15 protein-coding genes are annotated in these 25,474 nt (G+C 72.3%); 2 read left to right on the top strand and 13 right to left on the bottom strand.

The window, feature by feature from the left end:
• Nucleotides 1–59: 59 nt before the first annotated feature.
• The 4 genes from ispG to ACGF3H_RS25145 form a co-directional block, all read right to left on the bottom strand.
• Nucleotides 60–1,217, bottom strand: coding sequence for a flavodoxin-dependent (E)-4-hydroxy-3-methylbut-2-enyl-diphosphate synthase (gene ispG / locus ACGF3H_RS25130; protein ID WP_351016700.1), 1,158 nt, complete (start codon nt 1,215–1,217; stop codon nt 60–62).
• Nucleotides 1,218–1,424: 207 nt separating this feature from the next.
• Entirely contained in the window at nt 1,425–2,717 is a 1,293-nt protein-coding gene (locus tag ACGF3H_RS25135) for a site-2 protease family protein (protein ID WP_362500577.1), read from the bottom strand.
• Between the two features lie 8 nt (nt 2,718–2,725).
• Complete coding sequence (dxr, locus tag ACGF3H_RS25140) at nt 2,726–3,982, bottom strand: 1-deoxy-D-xylulose-5-phosphate reductoisomerase (RefSeq protein WP_362500573.1); 1,257 nt, start codon at nt 3,980–3,982, stop codon at nt 2,726–2,728.
• Between the two features lie 149 nt (nt 3,983–4,131).
• Entirely contained in the window at nt 4,132–6,078 is a 1,947-nt protein-coding gene (locus tag ACGF3H_RS25145) for an acyl-CoA dehydrogenase family protein (protein ID WP_362500572.1), read from the bottom strand.
• A gap of 334 nt (nt 6,079–6,412) precedes the next feature.
• Between ACGF3H_RS25145 and ACGF3H_RS25150 the strand changes: the two genes are divergently transcribed.
• The gene (locus ACGF3H_RS25150) at nt 6,413–7,426 is read left to right on the top strand and encodes a LacI family DNA-binding transcriptional regulator (RefSeq protein ID WP_393816535.1); all 1,014 of its coding nucleotides are present in this window, start codon (nt 6,413–6,415) and stop codon (nt 7,424–7,426) included.
• A gap of 334 nt (nt 7,427–7,760) precedes the next feature.
• Here ACGF3H_RS25150 and ACGF3H_RS25155 read toward each other — a convergent pair whose 3' ends face one another.
• The 7 genes from ACGF3H_RS25155 to ACGF3H_RS25185 form a co-directional block, all read right to left on the bottom strand.
• The gene (locus tag ACGF3H_RS25155; RefSeq protein WP_362489292.1) at nt 7,761–8,468 is read right to left on the bottom strand and encodes a hypothetical protein; all 708 of its coding nucleotides are present in this window, start codon (nt 8,466–8,468) and stop codon (nt 7,761–7,763) included.
• A gap of 38 nt (nt 8,469–8,506) precedes the next feature.
• Nucleotides 8,507–10,756 carry a glycoside hydrolase N-terminal domain-containing protein gene (locus tag ACGF3H_RS25160; protein ID WP_362489290.1) on the bottom strand — a complete coding sequence of 750 codons (2,250 nt, stop codon included), beginning with the start codon at nt 10,754–10,756 and terminating at the stop codon, nt 8,507–8,509.
• Nucleotides 10,753–12,732, bottom strand: a complete 1,980-nt coding sequence (locus ACGF3H_RS25165; RefSeq protein ID WP_362489288.1) for a beta-galactosidase — start codon at nt 12,730–12,732, stop codon at nt 10,753–10,755. The genes ACGF3H_RS25160 and ACGF3H_RS25165 overlap by 4 nt, the downstream gene beginning before the upstream one ends.
• Nucleotides 12,729–14,924 carry a 1,4-beta-glucanase gene (locus tag ACGF3H_RS25170; protein ID WP_362489286.1) on the bottom strand — a complete coding sequence of 732 codons (2,196 nt, stop codon included), beginning with the start codon at nt 14,922–14,924 and terminating at the stop codon, nt 12,729–12,731. Before ACGF3H_RS25170 ends, ACGF3H_RS25165 begins: the two co-directional genes overlap by 4 nt.
• A gap of 123 nt (nt 14,925–15,047) precedes the next feature.
• Nucleotides 15,048–15,983 carry a carbohydrate ABC transporter permease gene (locus tag ACGF3H_RS25175; RefSeq protein ID WP_362489307.1) on the bottom strand — a complete coding sequence of 312 codons (936 nt, stop codon included), beginning with the start codon at nt 15,981–15,983 and terminating at the stop codon, nt 15,048–15,050.
• A 14-nt stretch (nt 15,984–15,997) separates the two neighbouring features.
• Nucleotides 15,998–17,035 carry an ABC transporter permease subunit gene (locus ACGF3H_RS25180; protein WP_362489284.1) on the bottom strand — a complete coding sequence of 346 codons (1,038 nt, stop codon included), beginning with the start codon at nt 17,033–17,035 and terminating at the stop codon, nt 15,998–16,000.
• Nucleotides 17,036–17,061: 26 nt separating this feature from the next.
• Nucleotides 17,062–18,747: an extracellular solute-binding protein gene (locus tag ACGF3H_RS25185; protein ID WP_362489282.1), complete on the bottom strand. Its 1,686-nt coding sequence runs from the start codon at nt 18,745–18,747 to the stop codon at nt 17,062–17,064.
• A 391-nt stretch (nt 18,748–19,138) separates the two neighbouring features.
• On the opposite strand from ACGF3H_RS25185, the gene ACGF3H_RS25190 reads away from it, so the two are divergent.
• Nucleotides 19,139–21,982, top strand: coding sequence for a glycoside hydrolase family 3 C-terminal domain-containing protein (locus tag ACGF3H_RS25190; protein ID WP_362489280.1), 2,844 nt, complete (start codon nt 19,139–19,141; stop codon nt 21,980–21,982).
• A 78-nt stretch (nt 21,983–22,060) separates the two neighbouring features.
• Here the strand turns inward: ACGF3H_RS25190 and ACGF3H_RS25195 are convergent, their stop codons facing one another.
• Together ACGF3H_RS25195 and ACGF3H_RS25200 are read right to left on the bottom strand one after the other, a co-directional pair.
• Nucleotides 22,061–23,506, bottom strand: coding sequence for an aldehyde dehydrogenase family protein (locus ACGF3H_RS25195; protein WP_362489278.1), 1,446 nt, complete (start codon nt 23,504–23,506; stop codon nt 22,061–22,063).
• 150 nt (nt 23,507–23,656) lie between these two features.
• Entirely contained in the window at nt 23,657–25,336 is a 1,680-nt protein-coding gene (locus ACGF3H_RS25200; RefSeq protein ID WP_362489276.1) for a PucR family transcriptional regulator, read from the bottom strand.
• Nucleotides 25,337–25,474: the final 138 nt, after the last annotated feature.

The raw sequence follows: 25,474 nt of genomic DNA on the forward strand, positions 1-25,474 counted from the left end.
CCCGGCCCTGACGGGCCTCGTCCTCGAAACGCCGGACGGGCGGTGTCGGTCGCGAAGGCTCAGCCCGCGACGGACACCGACGGCTCGCCGGAGGTCACGCCGTCCTTCTCCATCTGCTCGGCGAGCTTCATGGCCTCTTCGATGAGGGTCTCCACGATCTTGGACTCGGGCACGGTCTTGATGACCTCGCCCTTGACGAAGATCTGGCCCTTGCCGTTGCCGGAGGCCACACCGAGGTCGGCCTCGCGGGCCTCGCCGGGGCCGTTGACGACGCAGCCCATGACGGCGACGCGCAGCGGGACGTCCATGCCGGTCAGGCCGGCGGTGACCTCCTCGGCCAGCTTGTAGACGTCGACCTGGGCACGGCCGCAGGACGGGCAGGAGACGATCTCCAGGCCCCGCTGGCGCAGGTTCAGCGACTCCAGGATCTGGATGCCGACCTTGATCTCCTCGACGGGCGGCGCCGACAGGGAGACACGGATGGTGTCGCCGATGCCCTGGGAGAGCAGGGCGCCGAAGGCGACGGCCGACTTGATGGTGCCCTGGAAGGCCGGGCCGGCCTCGGTGACGCCGAGGTGCAGCGGATAGTCGCACTGGGCGGCGAGCTGGCGATAGGCCTCGACCATGACGACCGGGTCGTTGTGCTTCACCGAGATCTTGATGTCCCGGAAGCCGTGCTCCTCGAAGAGCGACGCCTCCCACAGGGCGGACTCGGCGAGGGCCTCCGGGGTGGCCCTGCCGTACTTCTGGAGCAGGCGCCGGTCCAGGGAGCCCGCGTTCACGCCGATGCGGATCGGCGTGCCGTGGTCCTTCGCCGCCTGGGCGATCTCCTTGACCTTGTCGTCGAACTGCTTGATGTTGCCCGGGTTCACCCGGACCGCGGCGCAGCCGGCCTCGATGGCGGCGAAGACGTACTTCGGCTGGAAGTGGATGTCCGCGATCACCGGGATCTGCGACTTCTTCGCGATCACCGGAAGGGCGTCGGCATCGTCCTGCGTGGGACACGCCACCCGCACGATCTGGCAGCCGGACGCCGTCAGCTCGGCGATCTGCTGGAGCGTCGCGCCGATGTCCGACGTACGGGTCGTGGTCATGGACTGCACCGACACGGGGGCGTCACCGCCGACCGCCACGGGCCCGACCTGGATCTGCCGGCTCTTGCGGCGCACGGCGAGCGTGGTCGGAACGGACGGCATGCCGAGAGAAATCGCAGTCATCTGCTGTGCAACCCCAAGTCTTGGACAAGATCCGGCCCCGGTCAGCGGCGGGCTCCGGCCCCTCGAGATTACGGCACGGACCTGAGCCCCCGGCACACAGCGTACGGCGAATGCACCCGATGGCATCCATCTGCCCCACGACATGCGTGAAGCCCGGTCCGGAGGGACATGCTCCCCGGATCGGGCCTCACGCCCGGCGTCGGGACGTCAGCTGATCCGTACCGGATTGACGACGTCGGCCACCAGGACGAGCAGGGTGAAGCAGACGAACACGCCCGCCACCACGTAGGCCACCGGCATCAGCTTCGCCACGTCGAAGGGGCCCGGGTCGGGCCGGCGCAGCACCTTGGCGAAGCTGCGGCGCAGCGACTCCCACAGCGCGCCCGCGATGTGGCCGCCGTCGAGCGGCAGCAGCGGGAGCATGTTGAAGAGGAACAGGGAGAGGTTGAAGCCGGCGACCAGCATGACGAACATGGCCAGCTGCTGGGTGGGCGGTATGTCGAGCGTGGCGATCTCGCCGCCGACCCGGGCGGCGCCGACGACGCCCATCGGGGAGTCGGCCTCGCGGGGCCCGTCGCCGAAGGCGGCGTCCCACAGCGCGGGGATCTTGCCGGGCAGGGCGGCGAGGGAGTCGACGGCGTCGCCGATGCGGTCGCCCATCCAGGTGACGGACTGGCCGAAGTCCTGCTTCACCACGCCGGTGGCCGCGCTGAAGCCGAGGAAGCCGGCGGTGACGTACTCGCCCTGGACGATCTGTCCGTGGGAGTCCTTCTTGGCGACCTGGTTGGTGGCGATGTGGGCGTGGAGCGTGACCTCATGGCCGTCGCGCTCGACGACGATCGGCACCTGCTCGCCGGGGGTGGCGCGGATCAGGTCGGACAGCCGGTCCCAGTCGTCGGTGCGGACGCCGTCGAAGGAGACGATCTTGTCGCCCGCCTTCAGGCCGGCCGCGGCGGCCGGGGAGGCCGGGTCGGACGCGGCGCAGTCGTCGCGGTTCTCGCTCTGTGAGATGACGCACTGGGAGACGGAGCTGACGGTGGTGGTCTGCTGCGAGATGCCGAAGCCCATCAGGACCGTGAGGAAGAGCACCACCGCGAGGATCAGGTTCATGAACGGCCCGGCGAACATGACGATGACGCGCTTCCACGGCTTGCGCGTGTAGAAGAGGCGCTTGTCGTCGCCGGGCTGGAGCTCCTCGAAGGCCGCCGAGCGGGCGTCCTCGATCATGCCGCGCCAGGGCGAGGTGGAGCGGGCCTCCATCCGGCCGTCGGGGCCGGGCGGGAACATGCCGATCATGCGGATGTAGCCGCCGAACGGGATGGCCTTGACCCCGTACTCGGTGTCGCCCTTCTTCTTCGAGAAGATCGTCGGTCCGAAGCCGACCATGTACTGCGGCACGCGGATGCCGAACATCTTGGCCGTGGAGAGGTGGCCCAGCTCGTGCCAGGCGATGGAGAACAGCAGGCCGACCGCGAAGAGGACTATGCCGAGGATGAACATCAGGGTCGTCATGCACGGGCCTCCGCCGTCTCAGCCGCCAGTTCCCGGGCCCGGGCGCGGGCCCAGGTCTCCGCTTCGAGGACGTCCGCGACGGTCAGTGAAGTTCCCGTACGGGGTGTGCCGTGTTCCTCGACCACCCGGGTGACGGTCTCCATGATCCCGAGATACGGCAGCGCGCCGGAGCGGAACGCCTCGACGCACTCCTCGTTGGCGGCATTGAACACCGCCGGGGCCGTGCCCGCGAGTTCCCCGACGTGCCGGGCCAGGTTCACGGAGGGGAAGGCCTCGTTGTCGAGGGGGAAGAACTCCCAGGTGGAGGCCTTGCTCCAGTCGAAGGCGGGGGCCGCGTCGGGGACGCGTTCGGGCCAGCCGAGGCCGATGGCGATGGGTCCGCGCATGTCGGGGGGCGTCGCCTGGGCCAGGGTCGATCCGTCCGTGAACTCGACCATCGAGTGGACGTACGACTGGGGGTGCACGACGACCTCGATGCGGTCGAAGGGGATGTCGTAGAGCAGGTGGGCCTCGATCACCTCCAGACCCTTGTTGACGAGGGTCGCGGAGTTGATCGTGATGACCGGGCCCATGGCCCAGGTGGGGTGGGCGAGGGCGTCCTCGACGGTGACGCTCGCGAGCTGCTCCTTGGTCCGGCCGCGGAAGGGGCCGCCGGAGGCGGTGACGACCAGTCTGCGCACGTCGGCGCGGGTGCCGGCGGCGAGGGCCTGGAAGAGGGCGGCGTGCTCGGAGTCGACCGGGATGATCTGCCCGGGCTTGGCGAGGGCCTTGACCAGCGGGCCGCCGACGATGAGCGACTCCTTGTTGGCGAGCGCGAGGGTGCGGCCCGCCTCCAGGGCGGCCAGGGTCGGGGCGAGCCCGATGGAGCCGGTGATGCCGTTGAGGACGGTGTGGCATGCGGAGGCGGCGAGCTGCGTGGCCGCGTCCGGTCCGGTGAAGATCTCGGGGAGCGGCTCCCCGGCGCCGTACTGCGCGCCGAGCGCCTCGCGCAGGGCCGGTACGACGTCCTCGCGGGCCACGGCGACGGTCCGTGCCTTCAGCCGGTACGCCTGCTCGGCGAGGAGGGCGACCCGGCCGCCGTTGGCGGACAGGCCGGTGACCCGGAAGCGGTCCGGGTTGCGCAGCACGAGGTCGATGGCCTGGGTCCCGATCGACCCGGTGGACCCGAGGATCACCACGTCCTTCGGGCCGTCGCCCGGCACCGGGTCGTAGACGAGGTGCGGGTCGGCGAGTGGGGCTGGACTGTCGCTCATTCCCCCATTGTGGCCGCAACGGCCCCCCGGGAGGACAGCGCGTCCCTCGGGCGGGTGTCGCGCCGGGCGGCGCGGGGCGGCCGCGGCCGGGCCCTGTCGTTCCCGTGCGGGCGGCGGGTGACGACAGGGCCCGGGTTCAGGCGGGCGGGTCAGGGGATGGGGCGGTGCACGTTCTGCCTGGTGCTCGGCCCGGGTGTCGCGTCCGCGATCCAGGGGCCGTGTCCGGACGGGTCGACGACGCCCTGCTCCAGCCACTCGTAGGCGCCGCCCAGGACGCCCTTGACGACCTTGCGGTCGAGGTCGTCGGTGTTGGTCCACAGCCTGCCGAAGAGTTCCTCGACGCGGATGCGGGCCTGGCGGCAGAAGGCGTCGGCGAGCTGGTAGGCCTCGCGCCCGTGGTCGCCCCGCGTGCGCAGGTGCTCGGCGCGGACGCAGGCGGCGCTCATGGCGAACAGCTCGGCGCCGATGTCGACGACGCGGCCCAGGAAGCCCTGCTTGGTCTCCATCCGGCCCTGCCAGCGGGACATGGCGTAGAAGGTGGAGCGCGCGAGCTTGCGGGCGGTGCGTTCGACGTACCGCAGGTGTGCGGAGAGGTCGACGTGGCCCCTGGGGTGGAAGTCGGTGTAGGAGAGCGGGAGGTGACCCGGTCCCGCGACCAGTTTCGGCAGCCACTTGGCGTAGAAGACGCCCGCCTGGGCGCCCGCCCTCGCCTTGTCGGACAGGGACTTGTCCGGGTCGATCAGGTCGCCGGCGACCGAGAGGTGGGCGTCCACGGCCTCGCGGGCGATCAGCAGGTGCATGATCTCCGTGGAGCCCTCGAAGATGCGGTTGATCCGCAGGTCGCGCAGGAGCTGCTCGGCGGGTACCGCGCGCTCGCCGCGGGCTTCCAGGGAGGCCGCCGTCTCGAAGCCCCGGCCGCCGCGGATCTGGACCAGCTCGTCGGCGATCAGGCACGCCATCTCGGAGCCGTAGAGCTTGGCGAGGGCGGCCTCGATGCGGATGTCGTTGCGGTCCTCGTCGGCCATCTGGGAGGCGAGGTCCACGACGGCCTCGAGGGCGAAGGTGGTCGCCGCGATGAAGGAGATCTTGGAACCGACCGCCTCGTGCAGGGCGACCGGCTTGCCCCACTGTTCGCGCGCCGCCGACCACTCGCGGGCGATCTTCAGGCACCACTTGCCGGCGCCGACGCACATGGCGGGCAGCGACAGGCGCCCGGTGTTGAGGGTGGTCAGGGCGATCTTGAGGCCGGCGCCCTCGGGGCCGATGCGGTTGGCGGCGGGGACGCGGACCCGGTGGAAGCGGGTGACGCCGTTCTCCAGGCCGCGCAGGCCCATGAAGGCGTTGCGGTTCTCGACGGTGATGCCCTCGGAGGCGGCCTCCACGACGAAGGCGGTGATGCCGCCCTTGTGGCCGTCGGACTTCGGGACGCGTGCCATGACGACGAGCAAGTCGGCGACGACGCCGTTGGTCGTCCACAGCTTCACGCCGTCGAGGACGTACTCGTCGCCCTCCGGTACCGCCGTGGTCGCGAGGCGGGCCGGGTCGGAGCCCACGTCCGGTTCGGTGAGCAGGAACGCCGAGATGTCGGTGCGGGCGCAGCGCGGCAGGAACGTGTCCTTCTGCTCCTGGGTGCCGAACATCTTCAGCGGCTGCGGCACGCCGATCGACTGGTGGGCGGAGAGCAGCGCGCCGATCGCCGGATTCGCGGATCCGACCAGGGAGAGGGCCTTGTTGTAGTAGACCTGGGTGAGGCCGAGACCGCCGTACTTGGTGTCGATCTTCATGCCGAAGGCACCCAGCTCCTTCAGCCCCGTGATCACCTCGTCGGGGATCCGCGCGTCGCGCTCGACCACGGACCCGTCGATCTTGGTCTCGCAGAAGTCGCGGAGCTTGGCGAGGAACTCCTCGCCGCGCTGGACGTGCTCGTCGGCCGGGACCGGGTGGGGGTGGAGGAGGTCGAGGCGGAAGCGGCCGAGGAACAGCTCCTTGGCGAAGCTGGGCTTGCGCCAGTCCTGTTCCCGGGCAGCCTCCGCCACCTGACGGGCCTCACGTTCGGTGACGGTGGGTCGGGAGGAAGGGTTGGGTGGAGCGGACATGAGGCTCACCTCGCCGCGAATCGGCATCGAAGGGAGGTACGGCCACGAAGTCCCCGATGCACGAACCCGCGGGCGTACGTTACTAGTCGGTGCTACCCGATCGTGTGTACCCGTTCCGGGGCGGACCCACCACCCTTTGTGCGGCCGTTCGGCGGACGGCCGCGGGCGCGAGAGGATGGACGGGAGGCCGTGGAGCCGCCGGGAAAGAAAGCTGTCGAAGCGCTTCGACAACCTATGGACACCCACTCCGGCTGAAGCTACTGTCGAACCACCCTCACTCGCCTGTATCCGCCCTGTGCGCTGTCGAAGCGCTTCACAAAACTTGGAGAGCTGGATGGTCACCCTCGCCGAGGTCGCCCAGCACGCCGGAGTCTCGGCGAGCACGGTGAGCTATGTCCTCAGCGGCAAGCGGTCCATCTCCACCACCACCCGGCAGCGGGTCGAGGAGAGTATCCGGAGGCTCGGCTACCACCCGAACGCCGGCGCCCGTGCCCTGGCCAGCAGCAGGTCGAACATCATCGCCCTGATGATCCCGCTGCGCACGGACATGTACGTGCCGGTGATGATGGAGATCGCCATCGCGGTCGCGACCAGCGCACGCGCCCACGGATACGACATCCTGCTGCTCACCGGCGAGGAGGGTCCCGACGCGGTGCGCCGCGTCACCGGCAGCGGCCTCGCCGACGCGATGATCCTCATGGACGTGGAACTGGACGACGAGCGGCTGCCGTTGCTCCGCGGCACCGACCAGCCCTCCGTGCTGATCGGGCTCCCCGCCGACACCACCGGCCTGACCTGCGTCGACCTCGACTTCCGGGCGACCGGTGCGCTGTGCGTGGAGCATCTGGCGTCGCTGGGGCATCGCGACATCGCTGTCATCGGTGAGGCGCCCGCCGTCTACGAACGGCACACGGGCTTCGCCGAGCGCACCCTCGACGGGCTGCGCACCCGGGCGCGTGAGCTGGGGCTGCGGCTGCTGCACCGCCCCTGCGAGGGCGGCTACGACGCGATGTCCGCGACCCTCGCCCGCATCTTCGACGAACGCCCGGACACCACGGGATTCGTCGTCCAGAACGAGTCGGCCGTCGAGCCGCTGCTCGCGCTGCTGCGCCAGCAGGGCCGGGCCGTGCCCGAGGACGTGTCGGTGGTCGCGGTCTGCCCCGAGCAGGTCGCCGCCCAGGCCTCGGTGCGGCTGACCTCGGTCGCCGTGCCCGCGCAGGAGATGGGCCGGCACGCGGTGCAGCAGCTCGTCGCCAAGCTCGACGGGCGCGGCAGCGAGGAGGTCGTGCTGCTCGCGCCGGAGCTGACGGTGCGGGCGAGCTCGGGGCCGGCGCCGGCCCGGCCGTAACGGCGCCGGCCCCGAGCGGACCGTCGTCCCGGCCTGCCCGGGCGTGGGGCCCGGACGCGGCTCGGGTCCGGGCGCGGCTCGGCGGCCCCCTTGGGTACCACCGGCTGGAGCAGCGCTTCGCCGCCTACGAGGGCGAGCGGCTGTACGGCCTCGGACAGCACCAGCACGGCCGCCTCGGCCAGAAGGGCCTGGTCGTGGACCTGGTCCAGGTCGACGCTCCGCTGGGCCGCGTCCCGCTGTTCCTGCGGGACGGGGCGTGGCTGCCGGTCACGGAGTGGACGCGGGGAGGGGCCGGTCCCGGTCGGGGCCGGCCCCTCGGCCGTGGTGCGGTGGGTCAGCCGCCGCTGACGGTGAGGCTGTTGGTGCGGAAGTCCAGACCGCCGGCGGACGACGTGATCTCGTAGCCGAACTGCACGTCGCCGATGGTCTCGTTGCCCATCCAGCCCTTGGTGTCCTTGATCCACTTCAGCACCGGCAGGATGTCGACCGTGCCGGCACTGGAGTCCGAGGTGCGCAGGAACGAGAACACCTCGTTGGCGCCGTTGTTCCCCTTGTAGACGTTCCAGGAGTGGCCGCCGAGGGTCACCGAGCCCTGCGCGGTGCCGAGCGGGCCGACCGCGCCGTTGTAGTTGACCCAGAGCATGATCTCGTAGTCGTAGTCGGTGTCCCAGATGTCGTACGACGTGTTGTACGCGCCGGACGACGGGACCGTGACGTTGTAGTTGCTGGTGAGCGAGGAGAGGGAGGCGATCGGCTTGTTGATCACCTTCTTGGCGTTCGGGTAGGACTTGATGCCGCCGGTGTTCGGGTGGTCGGCCCAGACGCCCCAGTTGGTGCCGGAATTGGCCCAGACGCACTGGCTGCCGGCGCCGGAGCCCCAGATGTTGTTGTAGAGGGTGTAGCCGTTCAGGCTCGTGTTGCCCCACTGGTCGCAGGAGTTCCAGACGGCGGCCTGGGCGGGAGCGGAGGCGAGACCGACGGTGGCGCCGAGCGCGAGGGCCGGGGCCAGGAGAGCGGTCAGGGTGCGCGTGCGTGGTGCCATGGCATGTCCTTCCACGGGTGGGGGGAGGTGCGCTGGTGCTACCGCGCCTTGACGCTGATGACGCGGTTCTCCCCGGCGACGAGGTCGAGCGTTTCGGCGCCGGAGGGGGTCCTGAGGTCGATGCGGTGGGTGCGGTCCGGGCGCAGGACGGCCGTCGCGGTGCCGTCGGGCGACCAGCTGAGGTCGAGTGCGGCACCGAACCGGGTGCGTACGCCCCTGAGTTCGCCTTCGGGCCAGTCGGCGGGGAGCGCGGGGAGCAGCACCAGCCGGCCGGGTGTGGACTGCGCGAGCATCTCGACGAGCACGGCCGGGAGGGTGTGCGCGGCGTCGGCGTTGTAGACGTCGCGGTGGGGGTAGTGCGCGCTCATCAGGGAGGTGTGGAAGTAGTCGCCGTCGAGCACCCGGCCGAGCGCGTGGGCGACCCGGGCGCCGTCCCCGAGCCGGGCGGCGACCAGGGCGTGGTGGAGGTGGCCGTGGGCGGAGTCGTTCTCGGCGCCCCGGAGTTCGAGGGCGCGGTGGGCGGCCTCGGCGAGGCCGGGGGTGTCGTAGGGGGTGATCTCGTCGAGCGGCCAGACCCCGTAGAGGTGGCTGAGGTGGCGGTGGTCGTAGGTGTCCGCCAGGCCGGGCCGGGCCCATTCGGCGAGGGCGCCGTCGGCGTTGATCCGGTGCGGCGGGAGCCGGTCGGCGAGGGCCCGCCAGCGGTCGGCGTGTTCGGGGTGGCGGTCGGCGGCGGTGCGCAGGGCGTGGCGGGCGGCGGAGAGGTCCATGGCCGCGTCGAGCGTGCCCCAGCTCGCGTTCGCGGGCCGGTTCTCGGGCGAGTAGGAGGGGACGACGACGAGCCGGCCTTCGCCGTCGGTGCGGGTGAGGAAGTCCTCGTAGAAGAGGGCGGCTTCGGCGAGCGCGGCGGTGGTGCGCGGGTCGCGGGTGCCGTAGGTCTCGTCGTGGTCGACGAGGGGCTTGAGCAGCCAGTCGGCGCCGGCCGTCCACAGGTGCAGGGGGTACTCGCGGCTGAAGTGGCAGGTGTGGCCGGTCTCTCCGTCGGTGTGCGAGGGCGCGACGACACCTCGGGTGCCGAAGATCGCGCGGGCGTTGTCCCGCCAGTCGGGCAGCTGCCCGTGGACCAGGGCCGCGTGTGCCTCGGTGACCTCGGGCAGGGCGGCCGCGGCGGCGGAGGCCGTCTGGAGGTTGAGGTTGGCGTTGGTGGTGAACGCCCCGGACCAGGCGGTGTTCCAGTCGCCGGTCCACAGGCCGGTCAGGCGGGGCGGGAGCAGGCCGGAGGCCGACAGGAGGTGGTAGCGGCCGGCGGCGAAGAGGCGCTCCAGGAGGGCCGCGCCGCGAGGCCGCTCCAGCAGGGCCGAGCCCGGCAGGGCGCGTTCGGCGGGGTCGGCGGCGAGGTCGAGGGTGACGCGGTCGTAGGCGGTGCGGTGCAGGGCGAGGTGGCGGCCGAGGAGGGCGTCGTACGGCGTGTCCTCCGGCCCGTCGTCCGAGGTCCCGTCCGCTCCGTCGGGGAGGTTCCCGGCCGCCAGGTCGCGCAGGGCGCGTCCTTCGGCGGCCACGTCCCGTTCGCCGGTGTGCCGGTGCACCCGGGTGAGGAGCAGGACCTCCGTGGCGCCCTCGACGAGCACGCCGGGCGGGACCAGCCTCGTGGCGCCGCCGGTGACGACGACCAGGGTGACGCCGGTGTACGCCAGGTCGCTGCCGGGGTAGCGGGCGCGCAGGCTGAGCAGGGCGCCCTCGGGGGTGAGCACGGCGCCGTGGCCGATGCCCAGGCCGGCGGGCGCGCCCGGGAGGCGGGGGTCGAGGGAGATGTCGAGGGTGAGGTGCGGGGCGGTGACGTGCTGGACGATCACGTCGTCGGCGCGGGAGACGAAGACCCGGCTGGTCCAGGTGGAGCGGGTGGCGGTCGTCTCGCCGGTGGTGAAGTCGACGGAGCGTCGGTAGGAGCGGCCGGTGTCGCCGGGGGGCCGGTTCAGCCGGATCTGGAACGCCGGGTGGAAGGGCCGCACCCAGGTGAGCGGGCGGCCGTCCGTGAAGTCCTCGGCGGCGGTCGTGTCGCCGGCCAGCAGGCGGTCCTGGAGCGCGGGGAGTTCGGCGGCGAGCCGGGGTGGCCGGCGGTGCTCGTCGTCGCCGTCCGGGCGTACGAGGGTGTGGTGGGTGACGACGACCCGGTCGGCCTGTGGATCGCCGAACACCAGGGCGCCGTGGTGGCCGTTGCCGCTGAGGAAGGCGTCCTCCCAGCGGGCGGCGGGCTCGGGCTCCCAGGTGCCGTGCACGGGTCCGCCGGTCATGAGTCCGGCCCCGCGAGGACCGCCACGCCGTAGCGGCCGAGGGTGACGCGGTCGGTGACGGTCTCCTCGGTCAGCAGGTCGCGGTGGGTGCCGGGCACGTCGACGGTGACCGGCTCGCGGCCGTGGTGGAGGAGGAACAGCAGGTCGCCGCGGCGCACCGCCTCCACCTCGGCCGGCAGGCCGTCGAGGACCGGGCGGGCGCCCGCGTCGGCGGCGGCACGGGCGAGCAGGGCGCGCAGCGCGTCCGGTTCCGGCAGGGTCGACACGTACCACGCGCGGCCCTTGCGCAGGACGGCCGGGAGCCCGTCCAGCTCGCCGCCCTGGTACGCGACGGTCTCGGTGGCGGTGCCGTCGGGTTCGATCTCCTCCGACCACAGCGTGCCCCGGAAGCCGTCGCAGGCCGCGGTCTCGTCCGTCTCCAGGGGCCACCACTCGTGCAGGGTGCGGATGCCGAACAGGTCGCGCAGCCGAATGTCCATGCCGCCCTCCCTGATCCGGTCGTCCTGGTCGGCGACGCCGGTCAGGAAGCCGCAGACGAGGGTGCCGCCGCCGCGGACGTAGGCGACGAGGTTGTCGATCGCGGCGTCCGTGAGCACGTAGAGCTGCGGCACGACGACCGCCCGGTACGGGGTCAGGTCGTGCTCGGGGTGGGCGAAGTCGGTGACGAGGTGGGCCTCCCACAGTGCCCGGTGCCAGGCGTGCAGGACGTCCGGGTAGTCGAAGCGGGTGGAGGGGCGGCCGTCCTGGGAGCCGGCCCACCAGGAGTGCCAGTCGTGCAGGACGGCGACGTCGGCCGTGATCCGGGTGCCCGCCACGTGCGGGCCGAGCCTCGCGAGGTCGGCGCCGAGCCGTCCGACCTCCTGGTACGTACGGCCCTGCTCCCCCGCACGGCCGACCATGCCTGAGTGGAACTTCTCCGCGCCCTGCCGCGACTGGCGCCACTGGAAGTAGCAGACGGCGTCCGCGCCGCGCGCCACGGCCTGGAGGGACCACAGGCGGTTCAGGCCACGCGGCTTGGGGTGGTTCGCGCCGCGCCAGTTCACGGCTCCGGCCGCCTGCTCCATCAGCATCCAGGGGCCGCGGGCCTGCGAGCGGGTCATGTCCTGGACCAGGGCGCCGTGCTGGGCGCCCAGGGGGTCGCGCGGGTCGGGGTAGAGGTCGACGGAGACGACGTCCTCCTCCTCGGCCCAGCGCCAGGCGTCCTGACCGTGCCACAGCGGCATGAAGTTGGTGGTGACCGGGATGTGCGGGGTGTGGCGGCGGACGATGTCGCGTTCGGCGGTGAAGCACTCCAGGAGCATGTCGGAGGTGAAGCGGCGGAAGTCCAGCACCTGGGTGGGGTTCTTCAGGTAGTGGGTGCGGCGGGCCGGGAGGATCTCCTCCCAGTCGCCGTAGCCCTGGCTCCAGAAGGCCGTCCCCCAGGCGGTGTTGAGGGCCTCGAGGGTGCCGTACCTCCGCTGGAGCCAGCGGCGGAAGCGCGCGGCGGCCTCGTCGCCGTGGTCGAAGGTGCAGTACTCGTTGTTGATGTGCCACATGGTGAGAGCCGGGTGGCCGGCGTAGCGGGCGGCCAGGGCCTCGGTGACGGCGGCGGCGTGGCGGCGGTAGGTGGCGCTGGAGTGCGAGAAGTGCTGCCGGCCGCCCCACCACTCGGTGCGGCCGTCCTCGTCGCGGGGCAGGGTGTCCGGGTGGAGGCGCCCCAGCCAGGGCGGGGGCGCGGCGGTGGGGGTGGCGAGGACGACGCCGATGCCGTGGGCGTGCATCAGGTCCATGAGGCGGTCCAGCCAGGCGAAGTCGTGCACGCCGGGCCGGGGTTCGAGCTTCGACCAGGAGAAGACGCCGAGGGTGACGGAGTTGACGCCGGCGGCCTTCATGAGGCGGACGTCCTCGTGCCAGGTCTCCTCGGGCCACTGCTCGGGGTTGTAGTCGCCGCCGAAGAGGAGGCGGCCGCGGGTGGCGTCCGCGAGGCCGGGCGTCATGCGGGCTCCCCGTACTGGATGCCGCGGCCGTTGGTGGCGAGGTAGACACGGCCGTGGACGCGCGGGTCGCCGGTGATGGTCTCGCCGGTCCAGCCCCACTGGTGCCGGTCGTCGTTGATCCGCGTCCAGCTCTTCGCCTCGTCGTCGGAGCGGTGGACGGCGGTGCCGGTCCCGGTGGAGCCGACCTGGTAGATCGCCGGGTAGCCGGCGCCGTCGGCGGCCTTGCCGAAGCCGAGGGTGTGGGAGGACCGGCAGCTGCCGACCACGGCGAAGGTGACGCCGCCGTCGGTGGAGCGGTGCAGGCCGTTGTCCTTGGTGCTGAGCCACAGGTCGCCGGAGCGTCCCGGCGCCGCGGCGAGCTTGAACTGGCTGTCGCCGGAGGGCAGTCCGCCGGCGCGGGCGGTGAAGGAGAGGCCGCCGTCGGTGCTGGCGAACAGGGTTCCGGTGTCGGTGTCGTACGCGTAGAGGCGCGCCGGGTCCACCGGGTCGGCGACCGGTGTGGCGCCCTTCGGGAAGGAGGGCACCTCGGCCCAGGTCGTGCCGTTGTCGGCCGAGCGGTGGGCCGGATACCTGGTGCCGTCCCAGTGGACGAAGGACCACAGCAGCACGCTGCCGTCGGCATTGACGGCGATCGGTCCCGGTGCCTGCTCGGCGAGGGCGGGCTGGGCCGCGAAGGGCGCCCAGCTGATGCCGCCGTCCTCCGAGTACGCGCCGTTGCCGTGATCGCCCCAGCCCGCCCGGACGACGTACGCCGGTCTGCGCGCCGCCTGCGCGAGGCCCGTCGCCGATCCGGACACGGGGTTCGTCGCCATGCCGCGGGCCGGGGAGGCGGTGAGCCGCTCGTGGTACATCACGCCGATGTCCCGCGACCCGCTGAGCAGGTGCGCCGCGCCCGTCGGGGGCGAGACCAGCTGGGTCACGGACGTCTCCTCCAGGCCGCGGATCCGCGGGGACCAGCGCCTGAGGTCGCGGGTGCCGTAGAGGGTGGCGCCGGTGCCGTACAGCACGTGCCGCGCGTCGTACGGGTCGACGGCGACGGCCTGGATCCACCAGCCGAACTTGGGCTGCTCCCCGCCCCACGCGAGGTAGGGCGTCTCCGACACGTCGAGGACGGCGGAGTCCTTGAGGGACGTCCAGGTACGGCCGCCGTCGGTGGTCCGGAACAGGGTGTCGACCGCCGCCCAGCGGTTGTTGGTGGAGACGACGACGGTGCCGGGGCGGCGGGCGTCGACGGCGACGCCGCCGTAGCCGAAGGTGTCGGTGCCGCCCGGCACGGCCGGCGTGACGTCGCTCCAGCGGCCGTTCGTGGTGCGCAGCCTGTGCACGCTGCCGGTCGACTGCCCGTTGGGTCCGGGTGCGTCGGCGTACGTCACGTACAGCTCGCGGGCGTGCCCGTCGTACGCGGCGCGGACCGGGACCCTGGCGGCGGTGCCGGAGGGCTGCCCGGGGACCGCGTCCCAGGTGCGGCCGTCGGCCGTGCGGAACAGGTTGGGCGCGGTGCCGCCGGCGTCGCCCCAGCCGGCGTAGACGGTGCGGCCCGCGGCCACGAGGAGGGTGACGCCCTGGCCGCCCGGGGTCGGGGCGGCCGGGAAGCCGGGGGCGGGGGCCCAGGTGGCGCCGCGGTCGGTGGACCTCCACAGGCCGTCGTGCCGGGTGCCCAGCCAGAGGGTGCCGCTGTCGCGCGGGTCGACCAGGAGCCGCTCGCCGGTGCCCCGGCCGTCCTCGTTGGCGCCGAGCTTCACGGTGAGGTCGGTGCGCTGCCAGGTGGTGCCGCGGTCGTCGGAGCGCAGGACCGCGCCGTTGCCCGCCCAGGCCTGGGCGTAGGTGCCGCAGGCCAGGTAGAGCCGGTCCGGGTGGGCGGGGTCGACGGCCATCGCCTCGACGCCGAGGAGGTTCCAGTCGTCCCAGCCGAGGTGGTCGAGCAGCGGGGTCCAGCGGGCGGCGCGGTCGTCCCAGCGGTAGGCGCCGCCGATGTCGGTGCGGGCGTAGGCGAGCCCGCGGACGCGGGGGTGGAACATGACGCCGGTGACGAACCCGGTGCCTCCGATGACGACGTTCCGCCAGCGGTAGCGGGTGTTCCGGACGTCTTCGGCGGCCCGGGCTCGCGCGGGGGCGACAGGAACGGCGGCCAGTGCAGCACCGGCCCCCGCCGCGGCGAGTACGGCGCGCCTGTCCGGGCAGTACGTGGACATGACATACCTCGCTATGTGAGGGACGGAGAGTGAAGGGACAGGAGGGGCGCGGGGAACTGCGCGACCAGCCACGACGGCGCCGCTGCCGAAGAAGTCACGCGAGCCGCCCCGCCGCTCAGGGCGTCAGCCCTTCACCGCACCCGTCAGCATCCCCTTCTTGAAGTGACGCTGGACGAACGGCGACAGCACCGCGACCGGCAGCAGGGCCATGACCATGACGGCCATCTGCACGGCCAGACCGGAGAGCTCACCGGTCTTGATCGCCTGCCCCAGGCCGACCGGCGCCTCCTGCTTCTGCACGAGCTGGATCATGACGTTCTGCAGGGGCAGCATGTCCTGGTCGTTGAGGTACAGGGACGCGTTGAACCACGCGCTCCAGTAGCCGACGGCGTAGAACAGGGTGATCACCGCGACGACGGCCCGGGACAGCGGCAGGACGATCTGCCACAGGATGCGCAGGTCCCCGGCGCCGTCGATGCGGGCGCTGTCGGTCAGCTCCTGGGAGATGCCCATGAAGAAGCCGCGCAGCACCAGGATGTTGAAGACGCTGATCGCGCTGGGCAGGATCAGCGCGAGGTAGCTGTCCGTCAGGCCGAGGGACTGCACCAGCAGGTAGGTGGGGATGAGGCCCGCGCTGAAGAACATCGTGGCCAGCAGCACCATGAGGATCCAGCGGTGGCCCAGCGAGCCGGTGCGGGACAGACCGTAGGCGCACAGCACCGACACCGCCATCGAGAACAGGGTGCCGACGAGGGTGATGCCGATGCTCACGAGCGCGGCACGGGTGACCTGGCCGCCGCTCAGCAGCTCCTGGTACGCGACGAAGGTGATGTCCTTCGGGATCATCACCAGCCCGCCCGCCTCGTCGATGGCCTTGCGCGAGGAGAGGCTGGTGACGACGACGATCCACAGCGGGAAGAGGATCCCCACGCAGGCCAGGAGCAGCACCAGCCCCTTGCCGGCGAGTCCGGCCCGGCTGGGCTTCTCCTCCCACACCGGCCGGGGCGGGGCCGCCCAACGGCCGGGCCCGCGCGCGGGCTTGTCGACCACTGCGGTCACTTCCTGCACGGCGGTCACTTCTTGTACACCCCCTGCTCGCCCATGAGGTGGGCCACCTTGTTCGCGATCAGGACCAGGCCGAGACTGATGACGCCCTTGACGAGCCCGGCGGCGGCCGCGTATCCGAAGTCCTGGTTGCGGACGCCGTTCCACCACACAAAGGTGTCGAGGACCTCCGCGGCTCCGGGTCCGACGGCGTCGCGTTGCAGCAGGATCTGCTCGAAGCCCACCGTCAGGGCGTCGCCGACGCGCAGCACCAGCAGCAGGGCGATCACCGGGCGCAGCGCGGGCAGCGTGACGTGCCACATGCGGCGCCAGCGGCCCGCGCCGTCCATCGCCGCGGCCTCGTACAGGTCGGGGCTGACGGAGGCGAGCGCGGCGAGGAAGACGATGATCCCCCAGCCGGCGTCCTTCCACACGCTCTGCGCGGTGACCAGGAACTTGAAGGTGTCCGGGTCGGTCATGAGGCTGAGTCCGTCGTACCCGTGGTCGCGCAGCAGCTGGGAGAGGAGACCCGCACCGCCGAAGAGCTGCTGGAAGACGGCGATGACCAGCACCCAGGAGAAGAAGTGCGGCAGGTAGAGGATGGCCTGCGAGATCGCCCGCACCCGGGGCCGGACCACGCTGTTGATGAGCAGCGCGAGCAGGATGGGGATCGGGAAGTACAGCACGAGCTGGAGGAGGAACAGCACCAGCGTGTTCCGTACGGCGTTCCAGAAGGCGGAGTCCTCGAAGATCCGCTGGAAGTTCTCCAGGCCCACCCAGGGGCTGTGCAGGATGGAGACGATCCCGTTGTCGCTGATGTAGGGGTCGTACTCCTGGAAGGCGACGACGTTGCCGAGGATCGGTACGTAGTTGAAGAGCAGCACCAGCAGGACGGCCGGCAGTGTCATCAGCAGCAGGACGCGGTCGCGCCGGAACCTCAGCCGCAGGCTGAGGTTCCCCGTGCTCTTCTTGCCTTTCCGGGGCCCGGTGGCGTCGCCGGACGCCACCGGGGTCTTCTTCGTCGCATCGGCCTCGGCCCTGGTCCGAGGCACCGTGCTGTGGGACACGGCCGTTCTCCTTGCCTCGGTACCGGTCAGCCCGCCGCCGTGCCGTTGTCGTCGAGCAGCTTCTTGTACCAGTCGCGCAGTTCGTCGCCGCCCTTGCTCCGCCAGTCGGAGACGGCCCGCTGCATGTCGCTGACCTTCTTGCGGCCGCGGACGATGTCGTCCTCCAGCTGCTCGAAGTCGTTGGCGAGGTTGGTCCAGCGGGCGGGTTCGGTGATCTGCATGCCGTAGAAGGTGGGCTTCTTGGTGAAGGCGCCCATCCGCTGCTGCCACTCGACCTGTCCCTTGGCGACGTCGGGGAAGTCGGGGTGGGCGATGGTCGCGGCGGGGCTCGCCACCATCACGTAGGCGTTCATCACGTCGATGTTGCCCTGGTCGGTCTTGGTGGGCACGCCGTCCTTGACGGTGTAGTGGGTGCCCTCCACGCCGTAGTTGGTGGCCATGTACTCCTTGGTGCCGTACGGCGCGGCGGTGACGTTGGCGACGGCCAGCACGTCGCGGATCACGGACTTGGACGCCTTCTTGTTGACGAAGGCGAAGATGCTCGCGGGGTTCTGCGCCCACAGCGTGGGTTCACCGCCGTCGTGCCCGAAGAAGTCCATGCCCCAGACCTTGAACTCGGGGTTCTGGGTGGCCTGTTCGGCGGTGCGGCTCCACCACTGGGAGATGTCCTGGTTGTAGACGATGAACTCGCCGGCGGCGAACTTGGGCCCGGGGTCGGTGGCGTTGCTCTTGCCCAGCATGGCGTCGGGGTGCACGACGCCGGCGGCGAACAGCTTGCGCGTCCACTCCAGGGCCTCGAGGTACTCGTCGGTCTCGGCGCGGTAGACCAGCTTGCCGTCGACCTCGTTCCAGCCGAGGGACTTCTCGTTGCCGGAGAGCACGCCGAAGGCGTTGAAGGCGGTCCACTTCATGTCCAGGCAGGCCCAGCGCTTGGCCTTCGCGTTGGTGGCCTCCTTGGCCAGCGCCATGAACTCGTCGCAGGACCGGGGGACCTCGTAGCCCTCCTTCTCGAAGACGTCCTGGCGGTACAGCGGCAGGATGCCGGACACGTACGAGGACGGCATCGGCAGGCCGCGCAGCTTGCCGCCGAAGATGGACCGCTGCCAGGCGTCGGTGGGGATCGCCGCGAGGTTGGGGTACTCCTTGACGGCGTCGCCGGAGAGGTAGGGGCCGAGGTCGGCGAACTTGCCGATGATGGCGCTGGGGATCTTGCCGGTCATGTTCCAGCCGGGGACGACCACGACGTCGGGCACCTCGCTGGAGGCGAGGACCGCGCCGAGCTTCTGGTCGTAGGTGTTGCCGTCCTGGTTCTGCCAGACCACGTCGACGCCGATGAGGTCGTTCATCGCCTTGTAGTAGGCGTTGTCCTCCTTGGGCGGCGACCCCCAGAACGGCGACATGACGGTGACCCGGCCGCCCTTGCCGAGCTTCTTCGGCACCGAGGTCTTCAGGTCCGCGAGGTCGAGCTTGCCGGTGAAGCCGACCGCGGAGCCGTTCTTGCTGGGGAGGTCGGGGGTGACCACGTTGCTGGCCACGTACGCCGGCAGCAGCTTCTCGGCCTCCTTGCCCGACGTGGTGCCGTCGCGCGAGCCGCCGTCGGATCCGCCGCAGGCGGAGAGCAGCGGCATCCCTCCCGCCACCGCTGCGGTGGCGACCGCCGTGGAGGCGAGGAACTTTCTCCGGCTGGGGCCGGAGGCGGCGTTCGGCGTCATTGCGTCAACCCTTCATGGCGCACCAGGACACCCGGCGGTGGCCGTCGGCTGCGGTGTCTTCAGTGGAACTGGCTGAGCTGAAGCGGTCGTCGGAGGAATGCGCGGGTCCGGATGCACCCGCGGTGCGTCCCCGGGTCCATCGCCTCCATAGTCGAAGCGCTTCGATGTTGCTGCGAGGTTAAGTGAACCCCTGGGGGCGCACAAGGGTCCTTCCAAGATTCCTCCGAGGTGTGCCGGGTCGGCGGACGACTGACCGTGTTCATGCGGCACTTGGAGAGTGACGAGAAGTCGGAGTTGGTGCGTGGATACGGCTTGACACCCGACCCGGCGCCGAATGAGCATCGAAGCGCTTCGAAAGCGTCCCGCCGCTCCATCGCAAGGGGAACTCCACGTGACCGCACCCACGCCGCCCACGCCGCCTTTCCGTGATCCGCACCTGCCGTTCGGGAAGCGCGTCGACGACCTGCTGTCGCGGCTGACCCTCGACGAGAAGGCCGCGTTCCTGCACCAGTTCGCCCCGGCCGTCGAGCGGCTCGGCATCGCCGCGTTCCGCACCGGCCAGGAGGCGCTGCACGGGGTGGCCTGGATGGGCCCGGCGACCGTGTTCCCGCAGGCCGTGGGGCTGGGCGCCACCTGGAACGAGGACCTGGTGCGCCGGGTCGGCGAGGCCGTGTCCAAGGAGGCCCGGGCGATGCGCGCCCGCGACGAGCGCGTCGGCCTCAACGTGTGGTCCCCGACCGTCAATCTGCTGCGCCACCCCCTGTGGGGCCGCAACGAGGAGGGCTACTCGGAGGACCCGAAGCTCACCTCGGCCATCGCCACCGCCTACACCCGCGGACTGCGCGGCAGCCATCCGACCTACTGGCGCACGGCACCCGTGCTCAAGCACTGGCTCGCCCACAACAACGAGACCGACCGCGACACCTCCTCGTCGTCCGTCCGCCCGCGCGTCCTGCACGAGTACGACCTGCGCGCCTTCCGCGAGACGGTCGAGGCGGGCGCGGTGGCCGGAGTGATGCCGGCGTACAACCTGGTCAACGGCCGTCCGAACCACGTCTCCCCGTATCTGCGCGAGCACCTGCGCGCCTGGACGGACGAGGAGCTGCTGGTCTGCTCGGACGCCGGCGCCCCCTCCAACCTGGTCGACTCCGAGCACTACTTCGACACCCACGAGGAGGCGACCGCCGCCGCGCTGGTCGCCGGGGTGGACAGCTTCACCGACCACGGCACCGACTCCACGAAGATCGTCGCGCGCCTCCGGGGCGCCCTCGAGCAGGGGCTGCTCACCGAGGCCGACCTCGACGCGGCCGTGCGCCGCCAGCTCTCGGTCCGCTTCCGGCTCGGCGAGTTCGACCCGGAGCAGGACCCGTACGCCGCCACCGCCGAGTTCGACACCCCGGAGCACCGCGCGCTGGCCCAGGAGGCCGCCGAGCAGGCGGTCGTCCTGCTCAAGAACGACGGCGTGCTGCCGCTGGCCCCGGACACCCGTGTCGCCGTCGTCGGACTGCTCGCCGACGAGTGCAAGCTCGACTGGTACAGCGGCACGCTCCTGCACCGGTCCACCCCGCTGGAGGGCCTGTACGAGCGGTTCGGCGCCCGGAACACCGACTTCGCGGAGGGCGTGGACCGGGTCCGGCTGAAGACCGCCGCCGGTACGTTCCTGCACGTGCTCCCGGCGGAGGACTCCGCCGACCGGGCGCCCGGCGCCGAGGGCGCCCTCGACCCGGCGCTGATCGCCGGCCGCACCGACCTGCCGCCGCTCACCACCGACGCCACCGGCAGCGAACTCGCCCTCGTCGACTGGGGCGAGGGCGTGCTCACCCTGCGCGCCCGCGACGGCCGGTACCTGTCGGTCGCCGAGGACGGCTTCGTCCGCGCCTCCGCCGACCAGCCCGGCGGCTGGGTCGTGCAGGAGACGTTCCGCCTGGAACGCCATGGGAACGGGCACCTCCTCCGGCACCTGGGGACGGGTCGTCCGGTCTGTGTCGCCGCCGACGGCGTGAAGGTTGCCGCGGACGGCACGGACGGCGAGGTCTTCGAGCTGGTCGTCGACGAGCGCGGCGAGGACGCGGTGACGCGGGCCGCGGCCGGGGCCGACGTGGTCGTGGTGGTGGCGGGCAACGACCCGCACATCAACGGCCGGGAGACCGAGGACCGTACGACCCTGCGGCTGCCGGACCACCAGGAACGGCTGCTGCGCGCGGCCCGCGCCGCCAACCCGCGCACGGTGCTGGCGCTGGTCTCCGCCTACCCCTACGCGGTCGACGCGGGGACCCTCCCGGCGGTGCTGTGGACCGCGCACGGCGGGCAGGCGGCCGGCACCGCGCTGGCCCGGGTCCTGGCCGGTGACGTCTCCCCCGCCGGGCGGCTCCCGCAGACCTGGTACGCCGACGACGCCGACCTGCCCGGTCTGCTCGACTACGACGTGATCGGCGGCCGTCAGACCTACCTGTACTTCGAGGGGGCCCCGCTGTTCCCCTTCGGGCACGGCCTGTCGTACGCCTCCTTCACGTACGGGGACCTCTCGGCCCGGGCCGGGGACGGCTCGGTGTCCGTGTCCTTCACGGTGACCAACACGGGGGACGTCACCGCCGACGAGGTGGCGCAGCTCTACACCCGCGCCGACGCTCCCTCGGTCGCGCGTCCGCGCCGGGAGCTGGTGGCGCACCGGCGGCTCACCCTGGCCCCGGGCGAGCGGGCGGAGGTGTCCTTCGAGGTGCCGCTGTCCGCCTTCGCGTTCTGGGACGTCGCGCACGGCCGGTGGCGGCTGGAGCCGGGCCCTTACGCCCTGCTGGCCGGCGCCTCCAGCGAGGACGTGCGCCTGGAGACGACGGTCGTGCTCGACGGGGAGCCCGCCGCACCGCGCCCGGTGCTCGAACGGGGCCTGGAGGCGGCCGGCTTCGACGAGCAGAGCGGCACGGAGATCGTGGACCGCGCCAAGGCGGCGGGCGACGCGGTGACGCCGGTCGCGGGCGGTTCCGGTGAACTGCTCTACCGCGCCTGCGACTTCGGCCCTGGCGTCACCCGGGTGACCGTCGCGGTGTCGGGCGGGGGCACGGTGGAGCTCTCCCTCGACGGGGGCCCCTCGGCGGCGGTGCTGTCACCGCGGGCGCCGACGCCGGGCCCGTACGACTATGTGGAGCTCGACGCCCCGCTGACCGCCGAGGGCGTGCACGATCTGACCATCAGGCTGCGCGGCTCACTGCGGCTCGCGCACGTCGGCTTCTCCGGTTGAGGGTCCGGAGGGAGCCGGCACGCCGACGGCCCGAACCCCCGCACAGTGGGCTCGGGCCGTCGGCCTTCTCGGGGTGGGTCAGAGGGCGAGGCCCGTCAGCACCAGCACCCGCTCGTAGGTGTAGTCGTCCATCGCGAACTTGACGCCCTCGCGGCCCACGCCGGACTGCTTGGCGCCGCCGTACGGCATCTGGTCGGCGCGGTAGGAGGGCACGTCGCCGACGACGACGCCGCCGACCTCCAGGGCGCGGTGTGCGCGGAAGGCGGCCTGCAGGTCGTGGGTGAACACGCCTGCCTGGAGGCCGTACTTGGAGTCGTTGACGGCGGCGAACGCCTCGTCCTCACCGTTCACCTTCTGCACGCTCAGCACGGGACCGAAGACCTCCTCGCAGGCGAGGGTGACATCGGCCGGCAGGTCGGTCAGCACGGTGGGCGCGTACGAGGCGCCGTCCCGCTTGCCGCCGGTCAGGAGCTTCGCGCCCGCGGCGACGGCCTCGTCGACCCAGGACTCCACGCGCTCGGCTGCGGCCTCGCTGACCAGCGGGCCGACGTCCGTGGCGTCGTCGTTGGGGTCGCCGGTGACCTGGGCCTCCACGGCGGCGACGATGCGCGGCAGCAGACGGTCGTACACGGCGGCGTCGGCGATCACGCGCTGCACCGAGATGCAGGACTGGCCGCCCTGGTAGTTGGAGAAGGTCGCGATGCGGGTCGCGGCCCAGTCGAGGTCCTCGTCGCTCGCCCAGTCGCCGAGGACGACGGCCGCGCCGTTGCCGCCGAGCTCCAGGGTGCAGTGCTTGCGCGGCACCGAGTCCATGATCGCGTAGCCGACCGTCTCGGAGCCGGTGAAGGAGATGACCGGCAGCCGCTCGTCCTGGACGAGGGCGGGCATGCGGTCGTTGGAGACCGGCAGGATGCTCCAGGAGCCGGCGGGCAGCTCGGTCTCGGCGAGCAGGTCACCGAGGATCAGGCCGGACAGCGGGGTGGCGGGGGCCGGCTTGAGGATGATCGGGGCACCGGCCGCGATCGCCGGGGCGATCTTGTGGGCGCACAGGTTCAGCGGGAAGTTGAACGGCGCGATGCCGAGGACGACGCCCTTGGGGAAGCGGCGGGTGAGGGCGAGCCGGCCCTGGCCGCCGGCGTCGGTGTCCAGGCGCTGCGCCTCGCCGCCGTTGAAGCGGCGGGCCTCCTCGGCCGCGAAGCGGAAGACGGACACGGCGCGGCCGACCTCGCCGCGGGCCCACTTGATCGGCTTGCCGTTCTCGGCGGAGATCAGCCGGGCGAGCTCCTCGGTGCGCTCGACCAGGCGGCGGCTGACGTGGTCGAGGGCGGCGGCGCGGACGTGGGCGGGGGTGGCGGCGAACTCGTCCCGTACGGCGTACGCGGCGGCCACGGCCTCCTCGACCTGGTCGTCGGTCGGCAGGCTCACCGTGGCGACGGTGCGACCGTCCCACGGGGACGTGACGTCGAAGGTGTCCTCACCGGTGGCCTGGCGGCCGGCGAGCCAGAAGGCGTGGGTGGAAGTCATAGGGAGTCCCGGCCCTTCCGCGTTGGGGGTGTGTGTACGGGGTGCGGAGTCCACGGTAGGTCGGGGGACGGCGGGTGGCGTTTGTCCGGGGCGTAGTGGTGGGGGGCGGGGCTTCGACGGATTGGCGGGGTGCGGCCGCGCGCGCGGCACCTACTCGGGTGCCGTCGCCTTCAGGGCCAGCCACAGCTCCATCCGTACGTCCGGGTCGTCCAGGGAGCGGCCGAGGATCTCCTCCACGCGGCGCATCCGGTAGCGCAGGGTGTGGCGGTGGACGCCCAGGTCGGCGGCCGCCGCGTCCCACTGGCCGTGCCGGGAGAGCCAGGCCCGCAGGGAGGCCACCAGGTCGCCGCGGCCGGTGGCGTCGTGGTCGCGCAGCGCCCGCAGCAGTCCGTCGGCGAAGGCGCGCACCGCGTCGTCGGCGAGCAGCGGCAGTACCGAGCCCGCCGCCAGGTGCTCGTGCTCCACGCAGACGCGGCCTCGGCGCCTGGCCACCGACAGTGCCTGCTCGGCCTGCTTGTAGGCGGCGGACGCGGCGATGGGCCCGGACGGCGCCGACAGGCCGACGACCAGCCCTTCCTCGTCGCCGCCCGTCACCGGCTCGGGCGTCGGCCGGGACGTCTCCAGGGCCGCCGTGTACGCGGCACAGGCGGCGACGGCCGCGCCCTGGTCGGTGGCCAGGACGACGAGACGCTCCCCGTCGGGCACCACCAGCACCGCCTCTCCCGCCCGGGCGGCCGCCGACTCGACGACCTCGGCGAGGGCGCCGAGCGGGTCGCCGCCGGTGTCGGCCGCGGCCAGCGCGGCGGCCGAGGGCTTGGCGGCGGGCACCCGGGGCCGGGGTCCGGCGGCGGCCCGGGCGGCCGAGGCCGACGCGGGCTCGGCGACGATCATGCGGAAGGGCGCGTCGAGCAGGTCGCCGTACAGGTCCCCGGCGACCGCGCGGGCGTGGTCCGGTTCACCGGCGAGCAGCATGCGCAGCACGGCCGCGCCGATGCGCTGCTCGGCGGCGTGCAGGGAGCGGGAGCGTTCCGTGGTGAGCGTCAGCAGGGCGATGGCCGAGTGGACGGCGTACCGTTCGGCGGTGCCGAGGGGCGCGGCCGTACCGACCGCGAGCGCCGCGCGGGCCTTGCGGGAGGTGCCGAGGGAGTGCAGCTCGACCCGGTCCGCGTTCTCGGGCTGCTCGGAGTCGCCGTCGCCCCCGACCACGGAGGAGGCGGGTGCCGGCCGGTCCCGCAGCCGCTGCACGTCCGCCGTGAGCCGCGCCGCCCTGCGGCCCGCCCACTCGGGTGCCGCGGCGACGACGGCGCCCGCGGTGTCGTACAGGGCCGCCCAGCCGTCGACCTGCCCGGCCAGCGCGGCCAGCAGCCCTTCGGGCCCGTCGGTCAGCGCCTGCCTGGTCAGCTCCCGCTGGGCCGCGAAGCCTGCCGTGACCGCCCGGTACTGGTCGGCGGCGATGGCGGCGGACACGGCCTTGCTGATGGCGAGGAAGGGGGTGCGGCGCGGGACCTCCAGCAACGGCAGGCCCTCTCCCCGCGCGGCCTGGACCAGCGCGTCGGGGATGTCCTCGTAGTGGACCCCGACGGCGAATCCGAGCCCGACCACGCCGGCCCCGGCCAGCCGCTTCACGTACCGGCGCATCGCCCCCGGGTCCTCCGCGTCCAGCTTGAGCGCGGTGATCAACAGGAGCTCCCCGCCCTCCATGTAGGGCACGGGGTCGGCGAGCTCGCTGGAGTGGGCCCAGCGGACCGGCACGTCGAGGCGGTCCTCGCCCGCGCGCACGGTCAGCTTGAGCGCGGAGTGGTGGACGAGCGAGGCGAGCGTGGGGGGCATGGGGCCTTCAGATCTGCGTCAGGTGTGCGAGAGCGCTGCGGAATCTCGGTGATCTTTTGGCCGCCGCGTATGAACGGCCTGTGTCGATTCTGCCTCACCGTACGGTCCGCCGCGGGCGCGTCCCCGGCCGAAGAGCAC

The organism is Streptomyces sp. NPDC048185 (assembly GCF_043202495.1).
Classification (GTDB): Bacteria; Actinomycetota; Actinomycetes; order Streptomycetales; family Streptomycetaceae; genus Streptomyces.